Origin of the sequence: Rathayibacter sp. VKM Ac-2801, from assembly GCF_009834245.1 — a bacterium.
Classification (GTDB): domain Bacteria; phylum Actinomycetota; class Actinomycetes; order Actinomycetales; family Microbacteriaceae; genus Rathayibacter.
On the sequence record NZ_CP047183.1, the window covers coordinates 1,269,293 to 1,283,393 of the forward strand.

The window sequence follows — 14,101 nt, forward strand, 5'->3', positions numbered from 1 at the left end:
TGCCGGGGCACGCCGAGGAGAACGGGAACGACATGCGCACGGCTGTGATCGGGGCGGTGCTGCTCGTCGTCGGGGCGGTGGCCGTCGTCACGGGGGTCCTCCCGATGGACGCGCTGGGCGAGCTGGTCGAGCGGACGGCGCCGATCCTCGGCTTCGTGGTCGCGGTGACCGTGGTCGCCGAGCTGGCGTCCGAGGCCGGCGTCTTCACGGTGGTCGCCGAGCGCTCCGCCGAATGGGGCCGCGGGCGGACCGCGGTGCTCTGGCTGCTGGTGGTGGTGATGGCCGTCGTCAGCACGGTGTTCCTCTCGCTCGACACGACCGCCGTCCTCCTGACCCCGGTGGTGGTCCTGCTCGCGGCGCACGTGCGCGTCTCCCCCCTGCCCTTCGCGATGGCCACGGTCTGGCTGGCGAACTGCGCCTCCCTCCTCCTCCCCGTCTCGAACCTCACCAACCTGCTCGCCCAGCGGCGGCTGGGGGTCGAGGGCCCCTTCGCCTTCGCCGCGCTGACCGCGGTGCCCGCGCTCGTCGCGGCCGTGGTGCCCGTGCTGATCCTCGCGATCCGCTACCGGCGCGAGCTGGCCGAGCGCTACACCCCGGGGGAGCGGACGCCGGTGGAGGACCGGGTGCTGCTCGTCGGCGCGGGGATCGTCGTAGCGCTGCTCCTGCCGGCGCTCGTCTCGGGACTCGAGGTGTGGATCCCGGCGACGGTCGCCGCGGCCGCGCTGGTCGTCCTCTTCGCCGTGCGCCGGCCCGCGGCGCTCACGCCCTCCCTCCTGCCGTGGCAGCTCGTCGTCTTCGCGGCGGGCCTCTTCGTGGCGATGGAGGCGGCGCACCAGCTCGGGCTGGGCGCGGCGCTCGCCGTGGTCGCGGGCGAGGGGAGCGGGACGCTCGACCTGCTGCGCCTCGCCGGCTCCGGTGCCGTCGCCTCCAACCTGGTCGACAACCTGCCCGCCTACCTCGCCCTCGAGCCGGTCGCGGCGGATCCGCTCCGCCTGGTCGCTCTGCTGATCGGCGTGAACGCCGGACCGCTGATCACCCCGTGGGCCTCGCTCGCCACCCTGCTCTGGCACCAGCGGCTGACCGCGCTGGGCGTGCACGTCTCGTGGCGCCAGTACGCGCTCCTCGGACTCGTCGCGGTCGTCCCCACGGTGGGCGGAGCGACGCTCGCGCTCGCCCTCGTGCAGGGCTGATCCCCCGTCCCCGTGCAGGGCCGGCTGCTAGCCTCGACGGGCACGACGACGGCTCGACCGACGAAAAGGGACCACCATTCCTCCGCACTCCGCCTCCTCCTCCTCCGCCGCTGACAGGACCGACGCCGGGACCTCGGGAGGGACCGAGCGCAACGCGTTCGTGGTCGTCTCGAACCGCCTGCCGGTGGACCGCGTCGTGGCCGAGGACGGCACCGCCTCCTGGAAGACCTCGCCCGGAGGGCTGGTCACCGCGCTCGAGCCCGTGATGCGCGCGAACGAGGGCGCCTGGGTCGGCTGGCCCGGCGTGGCCGACGAGGAGGTCGCCCCGTTCGTCGACAACGGCGTGCAGATCGTCCCCGTCGCCCTCAGCGCTCAGGAGCTCGAGGACTACTACGAGGGCTTCTCGAACGACACGCTCTGGCCGCTGTACCACGACGTGATCGCGCCCCCCACGTACCACCGCGACTGGTGGGACGCCTACGTCCGGGTCAACCAGCGCTTCGCCGAGGCGGCCGCGGCCGTCACGGAGGAGGACGGCGTGGTCTGGGTGCAGGACTACCAGCTCCAGCTCGTCCCGAAGATGCTGCGCGAGCTGCGGCCCGACGTCACGATCGGCTTCTTCAACCACATCCCGTTCCCGCCCTACGGGATCTTCGCCCAGCTGCCGTGGCGCCGGCAGATCGTCGAGGGCCTGCTCGGCGCCGACGTGATCGGCTTCCAGCGCCAGGGCGACGCGGGCAGCTTCCTCCGTGCCGTCCGGCGCCTGCTCGGCTACGACACCCGCAGCACGGTCGTCGAGGTCCCGGTCGAGGAGGAGGCCGTCGGCGGCACCCGCCGCGTCAACCGCTCGCGGCGCGGGGCGAGCGTGCGCCCGGTCGTCGCCCGGCACTTCCCGATCTCGATCGACTCCGCATCGTTCGAGGCGATGGCCCGCACCCCCGAGATCCAGGCCCGCGCCGCTGAGATCCGCGCCGAGCTGGGAAACCCCGAGACCGTGATGCTCGGCGTCGACAGGCTCGACTACACCAAGGGCATCGGCCACCGCCTGAAGGCTTTCGGCGAGCTCCTGGCCGACGGCCGCCTCACCTCCGAGGACGCGGTGCTCGTGCAGGTCGCGAGCCCGAGCCGCGAGCGCGTGGACACCTACCGGCAGCTGCGCGACGACATCGAGCTGCAGGTCGGCCGGATCAACGGCGACTACAGCACGCTCGGGCACCCGGCGATCAGCTACCTCCACCACGGCTACCCGCGCGAGGAGATGGTGGCGCTCTACCTCGCCGCCGACGTCATGCTCGTCACGGCGCTGCGCGACGGGATGAACCTCGTCGCGAAGGAGTACGTCGCCTCCCGCTTCGACAACGACGGCGTGCTCGTGCTGAGCGAGTTCGCCGGAGCGGCCGACGAGCTCAAGCAGGCCGTGCAGGTGAACCCGCACGACATCTCGGGGCTCAAGGACGCGATGGAGGCCTCGGCGCAGATGCCGCGCGTCGAGCGCACCCGGCGCATGCGCGCGCTCCGGCGCCGCGTGCTGGAGAACGACGTGGCGCGCTGGTCGGAGTCGTTCCTCTCGGCTCTCGCGGAGCACGCGGCCGGCCAGCAGCTCGACGTGCGGCCGGCCGCCCGCGGGCAGGAGGCGCCGCACGGCCAGGAGGCCGAGCACCGCGACGACGCGGCCCACGGACAGGCGGCGGAGCTCGAGCGGGAGGCCGCCGACGACCGCGAGCTCGACGGCGGCGCGCGATGAGCGGGGGAGTGCCCGAGCGGCTCGTCGCGGCGCTGCGGGAGCTCGCCGCGACCGACCGGCTCCTGGTGGCCCTCGACTTCGACGGCACTCTCGCGCCCGAGGTCGACGACCCCGCCCGTGCGCGGGCGCTCCCCGAGGCGCGCGAGGCCGTGCTGCGGCTCCTCGCCCTGCCCGGCACCCGGGTCGCGCTGGTCTCCGGCCGGGCGCTCGGGAGCCTCGAGGAGGTCTCGCAGCTGCCCGACGAGGCGCTGCTGGTCGGCTCCCACGGCATCGAGATCCGCCTCGACCCCGAGGAGGACGCGGTCCGCCTCGACGATGACGAGCTCGAGAAGGTGGGAGTGCTCGAGGACGTCCTGAAGGGCATCGCCCGCGGGATCGACAACGTCTGGATCGAGGACAAGCCCGCCGGCTTCGCCCTGCACACCCGTCTCGCGACCGAGCGCCACAGCCGCGTCGCCCACGTCGTCGCCCTCTCCGAGGCGCGCGCCGAGGTGCAGGGGGTCACCGTCCGCGAGGGCAAGAACGTCCTGGAGTTCTCGGTCCGCTCCACCACCAAGGGGGAGGCCGTGCAGCACCTCCGCCGCTACACCGGCGCGACCGCCGTGCTCTACGCGGGCGACGACGTGACGGACGAGGACGCCTTCGCGGTCCTCGGCTCCGGCGACGTCGGCATCAAGAGCGGCGAGGGCACCACCGCGGCCTCCTACCGGGTCCGCGGTCCCGAGCAGGTCGCGCACGCGCTCCGGCTGCTCGCCGACCTGCGCGCGGAGTAGCCGCTCCGGAGGAGCCGAGTGCGCGGGCCGGTCGAGGTCCGCCCGGCGAGCAGGGGCACCGCGCGCGAGGCGGTAGCCTCATCGCATGCCGGAAATCGATTGGAAGCCACGCTCGCGCACCGTCACGGACGGCATCGAGGCCACGACGTCGCGCGGGATGCTGCGGGCGGTCGGGATGGGCGATGACGACTGGGAGAAGCCCCAGATCGGCATCGCGTCCTCGTGGAACGAGATCACCCCCTGCAACCTCTCGCTCGAGCGCCTCGCGCGCTCCGCGAAGGAGGGCGTGCACTCGGGAGGCGGCTACCCGCTCCAGTTCGGCACCATCTCCGTCTCGGACGGCATCTCGATGGGCCACGAGGGCATGCACTTCTCGCTCGTCTCCCGCGAGGTCATCGCCGACTCCGTCGAGACCGTGATGATGGCCGAGCGCCTCGACGGCACCGTCATGCTGGCCGGCTGCGACAAGTCGCTGCCCGGCATGCTGATGGCCGCGGCCCGTCTCGACCTCGCCGCCGTGTTCGTCTACGCCGGCTCGATCGCCCCGGGCTGGGTCAAGCTCTCGGACGGCACCGAGAAGGACATCACGATCATCGACTCCTTCGAGGCCGTCGGCGGCGTCAAGGCCGGGATCATGTCCGAGGAGGACGCCAAGCGCATCGAGTGCGCCTTCGCCCCGGGCGAGGGCTCGTGCGGCGGCATGTACACCGCCAACACCATGGCCAGCGTCGCCGAAGCGCTCGGCATGAGCCTGCCCGGCTCCGCCTCGCCCGCCGCGGCCGACCGCCGCCGCGACTACTTCGCCCGCAAGTCCGGCGAGGCGGTCGTCGAGCTGCTGCGCAACGGCACCACGGCCCGCGACATCCTCACCAAGGAGGCGTTCGAGAACGCGATCGCGGTGGCGATGGCCTTCGGCGGCTCCACCAACGTCATCCTGCACCTGCTCGCGATCGCCAACGAGGCCGAGGTCGACCTCACGATCGACGACTTCAACCGCATCGGCGACACGATCCCGCACATCGGCGACCTCAAGCCCTTCGGCAAGTACGTCATGAACGACGTCGACCGCCACGGCGGCGTCCCGGCTGTGATGAAGGCGCTCCTGGACGCCGGGCTGCTCCACGGCGACTGCCTGACCGTCACCGGGAAGACGGTCGCCGAGAACCTCGCCGAGATGGACATCGCGCCGCTGGACGGCGAGGTCATCCGCACTCTCGACAACCCGATCCACGCGACCGGCGGGCTCACCATCCTCAAGGGCTCGCTCGCCCCCGAGGGCGCGGTCGTCAAGACCGCCGGCTTCGACGCCTCCGTCTTCGAGGGCCCGGCCCGCGTGTTCGAGCGCGAGCGCGCCGCGATGGACGCGCTGACCGAGGGCCGGATCGAGAAGGGCGACGTGGTGGTCATCCGCTACGAGGGCCCGAAGGGCGGCCCCGGCATGCGCGAGATGCTCGCCATCACCGCCGCGATCAAGGGGGCCGGGCTCGGAAAAGATGTACTACTGTTGACCGACGGACGATTCTCAGGCGGCACAACCGGCCTGTGCATCGGCCACATAGCTCCCGAATCGGTGGACGCAGGTCCCATCGCATTCGTTCGCGACGGAGACCCGATTCGGGTCGACATCGCCGCTCGCTCGATCGACCTACTCGTCGACGAGTCCGAGCTCGCCGCCCGCCGAGAAGGCTGGGCCCCTCTCCCTCCGCGCTACACCCGCGGGGTCCTCGCCAAGTACGCCAAGCTCGTCCGCTCGGCAGCCGAGGGCGCCGTCACCGGGTGACCCGGCCCGCTCCGGCCGGCCGCGCACTCGCGTTCCCGGGCACTCGCCTCCGGCTCTGCCCGCCGCCGCACCACCTCCTGAAGGAATCGACACCCGCATGACTCCGGATCCGTCCGCCGTGCAGCCCGCACCGACGCCCCAGCCACCCCGACCCGCCCACGCTCCCGGGGCCGCCCCCGCGGCCGAGGTCCTCACCGGAGCGCAGGCGGTCGTCCGCTCGCTCGAGATGCTCGGGATCGAGGACGTCTTCGGCCTGCCCGGAGGCGCGATCCTCCCGGTCTACGACCCGCTGATGGACTCCTCGAAGATCCGGCACATCCTGGTCCGCCACGAGCAGGGCGCCGGCCACGCCGCCGAGGGCTACGCCTCGGCCACCGGCAGGCTCGGCGTCTGCATCGCGACCTCGGGCCCCGGAGCGACCAACCTGGTCACCGCGATCGCGGACGCCTACATGGACTCGGTCCCGATGCTCGCGATCACCGGCCAGGTGTTCTCGACGCTCATGGGGACCGACGCGTTCCAGGAGGCGGACATCGTCGGCATCACCATGCCGATCACGAAGCACTCCATCCTCGTGACGCGCCCCGAGGACATCCCCTCGGCCCTCGCCTCCGCCGCGCTGATCGCCACCACCGGCCGCCCCGGCCCCGTGCTGGTCGACATCACGAAGGACGCGCAGCAGGACCAGGCGCCGTTCCTCTGGCCGCCGAAGATCGACCTGCCCGGGTACCGCCCGGTCACGAAGGCGCACGGCAAGCAGATCCAGGCCGCGGCCCAGCTGCTGGTCGAGTCGAGGAAGCCGGTGCTCTACGTGGGCGGCGGCATCATCCGCGCCCGCGCGGCGGCCGAGCTGAAGGCGTTCGCCGAGGCCTGCGGCGCCCCCGTGGTGACCACGCTGATGGCGCGCGGCGCGTTCCCCGACTCCCACGAGCAGCACCTGGGCATGCCCGGCATGCACGGCACCGTCCCCGCGGTGCTCGCGCTGCAGGAGGCGGACCTGATCCTCGCGCTGGGCTCGCGCTTCGACGACCGCGTGACCGGCAAGGCTGCGCTCTTCGCGCCCCACGCCAAGGTCGTGCACGTCGACATCGACCCGGCCGAGATCTCCAAGATCCGCACCGCCGATGTGCCGATCGTGGGAGACCTGAAGGACGTCCTCCCGGACCTCACCGACGCGTTCGCCAAGGCCTCCGCGGACGGCCGCGCCGACACCTCCGAGTGGTGGAGCTACCTCAAGGGGCTGCAGACGGAGTTCCCGCTCGGCTACACCGAGCCGAACGACGGCCTGCTCTCCCCGCAGTACGTCATCAAGCGCATCGGCGAGATCACCGGCCCCGAGGGCGTCTTCGCCTCCGGAGTCGGCCAGCACCAGATGTGGGCGGCGCAGTTCATCCAGTACGAGCGCCCCAACTCCTGGCTCAACTCGGGCGGCGCCGGCACGATGGGCTACTCCGTGCCCGCGGCCATGGGCGCCAAGGTCGGCGAGCCCGACCGGACGGTGTGGGCGATCGACGGCGACGGCTGCTTCCAGATGACCAATCAGGAGCTCGCCACCTGCACGATCAACGACATCCCGATCAAGGTCGCGGTGATCAACAACTCCTCGCTGGGCATGGTACGCCAGTGGCAGACCCTGTTCTACGAGGGCCGCTACTCGAACACCGACCTCAACACGGGTCACGACACCGTGCGGGTGCCCGACTTCGTGAAGCTCGCCGACGCGTACGGCGCGCTCGGCATCCGCGTCACGAAGCCGGAGGAGATCGACGACGCCATCCGCCTCGCGATCGCCACCAACGACCGGCCCGTCGTGATCGACTTCGTCGTCAGCCGCGACTCCATGGTCTGGCCGATGGTCCCGCAGGGCGTCTCCAACAGCTACGTCCAGTACGCCCGAGACCACAGCCCGACCTGGGACGACGAGGAGTAGACCCGCATGACGCACCACGTTCTCTCCCTGCTCGTCGAGGACAAGCCGGGACTGCTCACCCGCGTCGCCGGGCTGTTCGCCCGCCGCGGCTTCAACATCGAGTCGCTGGCGGTCGGTCCGACCGAGCTGGCCGGGCTCTCGCGCATCACGGTCGCCGTGGACGTCGAGGACCTGCCGCTCGAGCAGGTCACGAAGCAGCTCAACAAGCTCGTCAACGTGATCAAGATCGTCGAGCTCGACACCGACCAGTCGGTCCAGCGCGAGCACCTGCTCGTCAAGGTCCGCGTCGACAACGTCACGCGCTCGCAGGTGCTCGAGGCCGTCACGCTCTTCCGCGCCCGCGTGGTCGACGTCGCGACGGACGCCCTGGTGATCGAGGTCACCGGCGACACCGGCAAGACCAACGCGTTCCTGCGGGTGATCGAGCCCTACGGCATCAAGGAGATCGCGCAGTCGGGCCTGCTCGCCATCGGGCGCGGCTCCAAGTCGATCACCGAGCGCGTCTTCAAGAACTGACCGCGAACTCTCCACTACAGAAAAGGACTCACCACGTGACCGAGCTCATCTACGACGCCGACGCCGACCTCTCCATCATCCAGTCCAAGAAGGTCGCGATCGTCGGCTACGGCTCGCAGGGCCACGCGCACGCGCAGAACCTCCGCGACTCCGGCGTCCAGGTCGTCATCGCGCTGAAGGAGGGGTCGAAGTCGACCGCCAAGGCCGAGGACGACGGCTTCGAGGTCAAGAGCGTCGCCGACGCCGCCGACTGGGCCGACCTGATCATGATCCTCGCGCCGGACCAGCACCAGCGCGCCATCTACAGCGAGCAGATCGCGGACAAGCTGACCGAGGGCAAGACCCTCGCGTTCGCGCACGGCTTCAACATCCGCTTCGGCTACATCGAGGCGCCCGCCGGCGTCGACGTCATCCTGATCGCGCCGAAGGCCCCGGGCCACACCGTGCGCCGCGAGTTCGTCGCCGGCCGCGGCATCCCGGACATCATCGCCGTCGAGAACGACGCCTCCGGCACCGCCTGGGAGACCGCGAAGTCCTATGCGAAGGCCATCGGCGGCACCCGCGCCGGCGTCATCAAGACCACCTTCACCGAGGAGACCGAGACCGACCTGTTCGGTGAGCAGGCCGTGCTCTGCGGCGGCACCTCGCAGCTCGTCCAGTACGGCTTCGAGACCCTCGTCGAGGCCGGCTATCAGCCCGAGATCGCCTACTTCGAGGTGCTGCACGAGCTCAAGCTCATCGTCGACCTCATGTGGGAGGGCGGCATCGCCAAGCAGCGCTGGAGCGTCTCCGACACCGCCGAGTACGGCGACTACGTCTCCGGCCCGCGCGTCATCGACCCGCGCGTCAAGGAGAACATGAAGGCCGTCCTCGGCGACATCCAGAGCGGTGCCTTCGCGACGCGCTTCATCGGCGACCAGGACGCGGGCGGACCCGAGTTCCAGGAGCTGCGCGCCAAGGGCGAGAAGCACCCGATCGAGGAGACCGGCCGCGAGCTGCGCAAGCTCTTCGCCTGGAAGCAGACCGACGAGGACTACACCGACGGCAGCGTCGCGCGCTAGTCGCTCCGCGACGACCGGGAGAGCCCCGGTCCGACGAAGGACCCGTCCACCGGGATCCCCTCGCCGGGCCGGGGCTCCTCCGCGTCCGGAGGGCCCGGCTACCGCTCGGACTCGCGGACGAGACGGCGGAGACCGCCCTTCGGCGGGACGAGGACGGGGTCCGGCCACCGGGGCGAGAGGTGGTCGCCGAGCGTGACCCGGCGGAGCTTTCGGCCGACGAGGGGGAGGACCCAGTCGGCGGCCCAGCGTCGCTGCTCGCGCAGCCGCGCACGGAGGCGGAGCGGCTCGGGGGCCTCCCACGGCCCGGTCGAGATCGTGTGCGGCACGCCGAGCGCGTCGAGCACGCGAGCGGCGAGGACGCGGTGGCCGCGCTTGGAGAGGTGCATCCGGTCGGGCGACCAGAGCACGGGGGAGTAGAACTCCGTCATCGCCCAGTAGTCGACGAGGATCGCGCCCCGCTCGCGGGCGATCCGGCGGACCGCGCTGTTGTAGAGGTGGTTGCGTCGCACGAACATCCGCGGGGCGGGCAGTCCGGGGATGTCGACCCCGGTGAAGAGCACGAGGGACGCGCCGGTGGTCGCGAGCGCGTCGACGAGCGCCTCGTAGCGGGTGGTCAGATCGACCGTGTCGGTGCCCAGGTCGAGGATGTCGTTGCCGCCGGCGTACAGCGTGACCAGGGTGGGGCGGAGCGCGAGGGCGGGCGCGAGCTGGTCCTCGGTGATCTGGGCGAGGCGCTTCGAGCGGATGGCGAGGTTCGCGTACTCCCAGCCCGGCTCTGCCTTCGCCAGGCGCTCGGCGACGCGGTCGGCCCAGCCGCGCACGCCGTTCGGCAGGCGCGGGTGCGGGTCGCCGACCCCCTCCGTGAAGGAGTCGCCGAGGGCGACGAAGCGGCGGCGGCGGTCGTCCATCCGCTCAGCCTCGCCCCCGGGAGAGGACGCGGGGTGGCCGCCGGGTGTCGGGCAGGCGGCGGCGGGCTCCGAGCCTCCTGCGAGGTGTGCGCGGCTAGGGTGTTGCGGTGATCGATGGTGGACCGGGCCGCTCCCCGGAGGACGACGACGCGGCGACCCCGCCGGTGGACCGCGGGCCGGACACGGGCCCGGAGGACGACGCCGACGACGAGGCCCTGGAGTGGGCGGGCGAGGGCGCGGACCCGACGCTCGCCGCGGGGACGGCGCGCGTGCGCCGGACGCCCCGCGCGGTCGTCGGGGCCGATCCGGCGGACGACGACTCCGACGACGACGGCTCCGACGACGAGGACTCCGCCGACGAGGCCGCGTCCTCCTCCGCACTGCTGATCGCCGCGGGCATCGCCGCCGGTCTCTACCTCCTGTACGCGATCGCCTGGGCGATCACGGCGACGCGGCAGTCGCCGGTCGCCGCCGCGGGCTTCGCGGGCGACCCGCTCGGCGGAGCCCTCTACTCGCTCGGCCTCTGGCTGGCTGTCCTGGCGCCGCCGGTGTGGTTCGCCGTGGTGCTGCTCGCCACCCGCGACTCCCGCGTGCGCACCCGCGTGCTCTGGCTGGTCGCCGGCCTCGTCCTCCTCGCTCCGCTGCCGTTCCTGAAGGGGGCGTGATGACCGACTCGACCCGGGCCACCCTCGGCGGGACCGGCCGACGCGACCGGCCCGGCCGGCGCCTGGCCGCCTCCGTCCTCGTCGCCGTGCTGTTCGCGCTCTTCTTCGCCTGGGACGTGTGGGAGGCGGTCGGCAACCTGATCGGCCTGCGCAGCTACGCGGCCTCCCTCGGCACCGATCTGAACCCGACGGGCTGGGCGGTGCTCCTGCTCGGCCTGGTGCTGCCGGCCGCGTGCTTCGTCGCCGCCGTCCTGCTCGGGCGCCGCCGGGGGCTCCCGGCGCGCGTCGGACTGCTCGCGGCGGCGCTCTGCCTCTCGGCGGCGCTCTCGCTCGACGTGCAGCTGATCCTCGGCGTCGAGAGCCTGGTGTCGCTGAGCTGACCGGCGCCGTCACACGGCGCGGGGCGCGCGCACCCCTCCGCTACAGTGACGGGGGGCTGCCGACGCCCCCGCCTCGGTGCCCGCTCCGTCCCCTCTCCGAAGGAAGCGCCTCTCGTGACAAAGCCGGTCGTCCTGATCGCCGAAGAACTCTCGCCCGCCACCGTGGACGCGCTCGGTCCCGACTTCGAGATCCGCTCCGTGGACGGCACCGACCGCCCGGCGCTGCTCGAGGCCCTCGCCACGGCGCACGCGATCCTCGTGCGCTCCGCGACGCAGGTCGACGCGGAGGCGATCGCCGCGGCTCCCTCGCTCCAGGTGATCGCCCGCGCCGGAGTGGGCCTGGACAACGTCGACATCACCGCGGCGACCGCCGCGGGCGTCATGGTCGTGAACGCGCCGACCTCGAACATCATCTCGGCCGCCGAGCTCACCGTCGGCCACATCCTGAGCCTCGCCCGCCACATCCCCGCCGCGCACAGCGCGCTCGCGCAGGGCCTCTGGAAGCGCTCGAAGTACACGGGCGTCGAGCTGTACGAGAAGACCGTCGGCATCATCGGCCTCGGCCGCATCGGCGCGCTGATCACGGCGCGCCTGCAGGCCTTCGGCGTGGACGTCGTCGCCTACGACCCCTACGTGACCAGCGCCCGCGCGCAGCAGCTCGGCGTCACGCTCCTCTCCCTGGAGGAGCTGCTGGCCCAGAGCGACTTCATCACGATCCACATGCCGCGGACGCCCGAGACGACGGGCATGATCTCGGACGAGCAGCTGGCGCTGATGAAGCCGTCCGCGTTCATCGTCAACGTGGCCCGCGGCGGCCTCATCGACGAGGACGCGCTGCACCGCGCGCTCGTCGCGAAGACCATCGCCGGCGCCGGCCTCGACGTGTTCGTGAAGGAGCCGCCGACCGGCTCTCCGCTGCTGGCCCTCGAGAACGTGGTCGTCACTCCGCACCTCGGGGCCTCGACCGACGAGGCGCAGGAGAAGGCCGGCGTCTCGGTCGCCCGCTCGGTGCGCCTCGCGCTCTCGGGCGAGCTCGTGCCGGATGCGGTGAACGTCGCCGGCGGCGTGATCGACGAGTACGTGCGCCCTGGCATCCCGCTGGTCGAGAAGCTCGGCCAGGTCTTCTCGGGCCTCGCGGACTCGCCGGTCACCTCCATCGACGTCGAGGTGCGCGGCGAGCTCGCCGGCTACGACGTGAAGGTCCTCAAGCTGGCGGCCCTCAAGGGCGTCTTCACCAACGTGGTCTCGGAGACGGTGTCCTACGTCAACGCTCCGGTGCTCGCCGAGCAGCGCGGCATCGAGGTGCGCCTGATCACGGAGCCGGTCTCGGACGAGTACCGCAATGTGATCACGCTGCGCGGCGCGCTCTCGGACGGCTCGCAGATCTCGGTCTCGGGCACGCTGACCGGCACCAAGCAGGTCGAGAAGATCGTGGCGATCAACGGCTACGACGTCGAGGTCCCCCTCGCGAAGCACCTCGTCGTGATGAGCTACGTCGACCGCCCCGGCATCGTCGCGGTCTACGGCCGCGAGTTCGGCGACGCCTCCGTCAACATCGCGGGCATGCAGATCGCGCGCACCGAGGCGGGCGGCAAGGCCCTCTCGGTGATCACCATCGACTCGCCCGCCCCCGACGGCCTGCTCGAGAAGGTCCGCGTCGCGATCGACGCCGACCTCATGCAGGAGATCGACATCACCGAGCAGTGAGCACGCGGCGGTTCGCCCAGGTCGACGTCTTCGGCGCCGAGCCGTTCCGGGGCAACCCGGTGGCGGTCGTCGTCGACGGCGACGGCGTGGGCGACGCCGCGATGGCGGAGTTCGCGCGCTGGACGAACCTGTCCGAGACGACCTTCCTCCTCCGCCCCCGCGACTCCGCGGCCGACTACCGGCTGCGGATCTTCACCCCGGGCGGGGAGCTGCCCTTCGCCGGGCACCCGACCCTCGGGAGCGCGCACGCCTGGCTCGCGGCCGGAGGGACGGCCCGGGCGGCGGGAGAACTCGTGCAGGAGTGCGCCGCGGGCCTCGTCCGGCTGCGGGTGACGGAGGAGGGCATCGCCTTCGCCGCTCCGCCCCGCCGGCGGTCCGGACCGGTCGACGAGGCGACGCTCCAGCGGGTGGCCTCGGCTCTGCGGATCCCGCGCGGGGAGATCCTCGATCACGAGTGGGTCGACAACGGGCCCGGCTGGCTGGCCGTGCGGCTCGCCTCGGCGGAGCAGGTCCTCGCGCTGCGGCCGGACCAGGCGCTCCTCGCCGGGCTCCCCGTCGGCGTCGTGGGCGAGCGTCCGGCGGGAGGCGAGTGCGCGGTCGAGGTGCGGGCGTTCATCCCGGACGCCGGTGTCGCCGAGGACCCGGTGACGGGGAGCCTCAACGCGGGGATCGCCCAGTGGCTGATCGGGAGCGGCGCGCTGCCCGAGCGCTACACCGCGGCCCAGGGAGCGGCGATCGGCCGCGCCGGGCGCGTGCGGGTCGAGAGCGACGGCGGTGAGATCTGGATCGGCGGCGCGACCGTGACGCTGATCGACGGGGTCGTCGAGCTGTAGCGGGTCCGCCGGGGCGGCGCGGCTCAGCTCCCGAGGAGGCGCTGGACGACCGCGAGGACGTCCTCCGCCTCGCCGCGCGACGGCGTGCCCGTGGGGAGCAGGGCGGAGTTGTAGTAGAGCCCGTCGCTCATCAGCACGATCGCGCGGGCGACGAGCGGGTCGCCCACGGCGTCGGCGACCACCTCGTTCCAGCTGTCGTGGATCCGCGCGAGGCCGCCGCTGGCCCGCTCGTCGTGCCCCTGCGCGATGCGGGCGACGGCGAGGATCGTGCGGTCGAAGGCCGAGTCGGCGGCGAAGGAGGTGCGCAGCAGGTAGGCGACCACGCCCTCGGGAGCGGCGAGGCTCTGCGCGACGTCCTCCTCCCTCCGCGCGTCGAGGCGCTGCAGGAGCCCGTCGACGAGGGCGTCCTTGGAGGGGAAGTGGTAGAGCAGACCGCCCTTGGAGACCCCGGCCTCGCGGGCGACGGCATCGAGGGTCGCGGCGCGCTCGCCCTGCTCGATGAGGAGCTGCTCGAACGCGTCGAGGACGCGGTCGCGGGCGGGGGCGGGAGGCACGTCGTCCATCCTACGGCGGATCAGTGGTGACTGTACCGGCCGGACGGTATACTCGCTCCG

13 protein-coding genes are annotated in these 14,101 nt (G+C 72.4%); 11 read left to right on the forward strand and 2 right to left on the reverse strand.

Annotation, left to right across the window (positions count from 1 at the left end; translation table 11 throughout):
• The first annotated feature begins 32 nt into the window (after positions 1-32).
• The 7 genes from GSU45_RS05820 (at position 33) to ilvC (ending at position 8,994) form a co-directional block, all read left to right on the forward strand.
• Complete coding sequence (locus tag GSU45_RS05820) at positions 33-1,190, forward strand: SLC13 family permease (RefSeq protein ID WP_159913464.1); 1,158 nt, start codon at positions 33-35, stop codon at positions 1,188-1,190.
• A 160-nt stretch (positions 1,191-1,350) separates the two neighbouring features.
• Positions 1,351-2,934 carry a trehalose-6-phosphate synthase gene (locus tag GSU45_RS05825; protein WP_159913466.1) on the forward strand — a complete coding sequence of 528 codons (1,584 nt, stop codon included), beginning with the start codon at positions 1,351-1,353 and terminating at the stop codon, positions 2,932-2,934.
• Positions 2,931-3,707: a trehalose-phosphatase gene (otsB, locus tag GSU45_RS05830; RefSeq protein ID WP_159913468.1), complete on the forward strand. Its 777-nt coding sequence runs from the start codon at positions 2,931-2,933 to the stop codon at positions 3,705-3,707. Before GSU45_RS05825 ends, otsB begins: the two co-directional genes overlap by 4 nt.
• Positions 3,708-3,792: 85 nt before the next feature.
• The gene (gene ilvD / locus GSU45_RS05835) at positions 3,793-5,487 is read left to right on the forward strand and encodes a dihydroxy-acid dehydratase (RefSeq protein ID WP_159913470.1); all 1,695 of its coding nucleotides are present in this window, start codon (positions 3,793-3,795) and stop codon (positions 5,485-5,487) included.
• Between the two features lie 97 nt (positions 5,488-5,584).
• Positions 5,585-7,417, forward strand: a complete 1,833-nt coding sequence (locus GSU45_RS05840) for an acetolactate synthase large subunit (RefSeq protein WP_159913472.1) — start codon at positions 5,585-5,587, stop codon at positions 7,415-7,417.
• Between the two features lie 6 nt (positions 7,418-7,423).
• Positions 7,424-7,933, forward strand: coding sequence for an acetolactate synthase small subunit (gene ilvN / locus GSU45_RS05845; RefSeq protein ID WP_104223540.1), 510 nt, complete (start codon positions 7,424-7,426; stop codon positions 7,931-7,933).
• A gap of 35 nt (positions 7,934-7,968) precedes the next feature.
• Positions 7,969-8,994, forward strand: a complete 1,026-nt coding sequence (ilvC, locus tag GSU45_RS05850) for a ketol-acid reductoisomerase (protein ID WP_159913474.1) — start codon at positions 7,969-7,971, stop codon at positions 8,992-8,994.
• Between the two features lie 98 nt (positions 8,995-9,092).
• Here the strand turns inward: ilvC and GSU45_RS05855 are convergent, their stop codons facing one another.
• Entirely contained in the window at positions 9,093-9,902 is an 810-nt protein-coding gene (locus GSU45_RS05855; protein ID WP_159913476.1) for an SGNH/GDSL hydrolase family protein, read from the reverse strand.
• Between the two features lie 107 nt (positions 9,903-10,009).
• Between GSU45_RS05855 and GSU45_RS05860 the strand changes: the two genes are divergently transcribed.
• From GSU45_RS05860 to GSU45_RS05875, 4 genes are all read left to right on the forward strand, one after another.
• Entirely contained in the window at positions 10,010-10,567 is a 558-nt protein-coding gene (locus tag GSU45_RS05860; RefSeq protein ID WP_159913478.1) for a hypothetical protein, read from the forward strand.
• Positions 10,567-10,947 (forward strand): hypothetical protein, encoded by a 381-nt coding sequence (locus GSU45_RS05865; RefSeq protein WP_159913480.1) that lies wholly within the window; start codon positions 10,567-10,569, stop codon positions 10,945-10,947. The genes GSU45_RS05860 and GSU45_RS05865 overlap by 1 nt, the downstream gene beginning before the upstream one ends.
• Positions 10,948-11,061: 114 nt before the next feature.
• Positions 11,062-12,654, forward strand: coding sequence for a phosphoglycerate dehydrogenase (serA, locus tag GSU45_RS05870; RefSeq protein WP_159913482.1), 1,593 nt, complete (start codon positions 11,062-11,064; stop codon positions 12,652-12,654).
• Positions 12,651-13,487: a PhzF family phenazine biosynthesis protein gene (locus GSU45_RS05875; protein ID WP_159913484.1), complete on the forward strand. Its 837-nt coding sequence runs from the start codon at positions 12,651-12,653 to the stop codon at positions 13,485-13,487. Before serA ends, GSU45_RS05875 begins: the two co-directional genes overlap by 4 nt.
• 23 nt (positions 13,488-13,510) lie before the next feature.
• Here GSU45_RS05875 and GSU45_RS05880 read toward each other — a convergent pair whose 3' ends face one another.
• Entirely contained in the window at positions 13,511-14,050 is a 540-nt protein-coding gene (locus GSU45_RS05880; RefSeq protein ID WP_159913486.1) for a TetR/AcrR family transcriptional regulator, read from the reverse strand.
• Positions 14,051-14,101 lie beyond the last annotated feature (51 nt).

Excerpts from the sequence above, each read along its gene's own strand:
- GSU45_RS05820 (WP_159913464.1), top strand. The coding sequence starts at position 33 with ATGCGCACGGCTGTGATCGGGGCGGTGCTGCTCGTCGTCGGGGCGGTG.
- otsB (WP_159913468.1), top strand. The coding sequence starts at position 2,931 with ATGAGCGGGGGAGTGCCCGAGCGGCTCGTCGCGGCGCTGCGGGAGCTC.
- ilvD (WP_159913470.1), top strand. The coding sequence starts at position 3,793 with ATGCCGGAAATCGATTGGAAGCCACGCTCGCGCACCGTCACGGACGGC.
- GSU45_RS05840 (WP_159913472.1), top strand. The coding sequence starts at position 5,585 with ATGACTCCGGATCCGTCCGCCGTGCAGCCCGCACCGACGCCCCAGCCA.
- ilvN (WP_104223540.1), top strand. The coding sequence starts at position 7,424 with ATGACGCACCACGTTCTCTCCCTGCTCGTCGAGGACAAGCCGGGACTG.
- GSU45_RS05855 (WP_159913476.1), bottom strand. The coding sequence starts at position 9,902 with ATGGACGACCGCCGCCGCCGCTTCGTCGCCCTCGGCGACTCCTTCACG.
- GSU45_RS05865 (WP_159913480.1), top strand. The coding sequence starts at position 10,567 with ATGACCGACTCGACCCGGGCCACCCTCGGCGGGACCGGCCGACGCGAC.
- GSU45_RS05880 (WP_159913486.1), bottom strand. The coding sequence starts at position 14,050 with ATGGACGACGTGCCTCCCGCCCCCGCCCGCGACCGCGTCCTCGACGCG.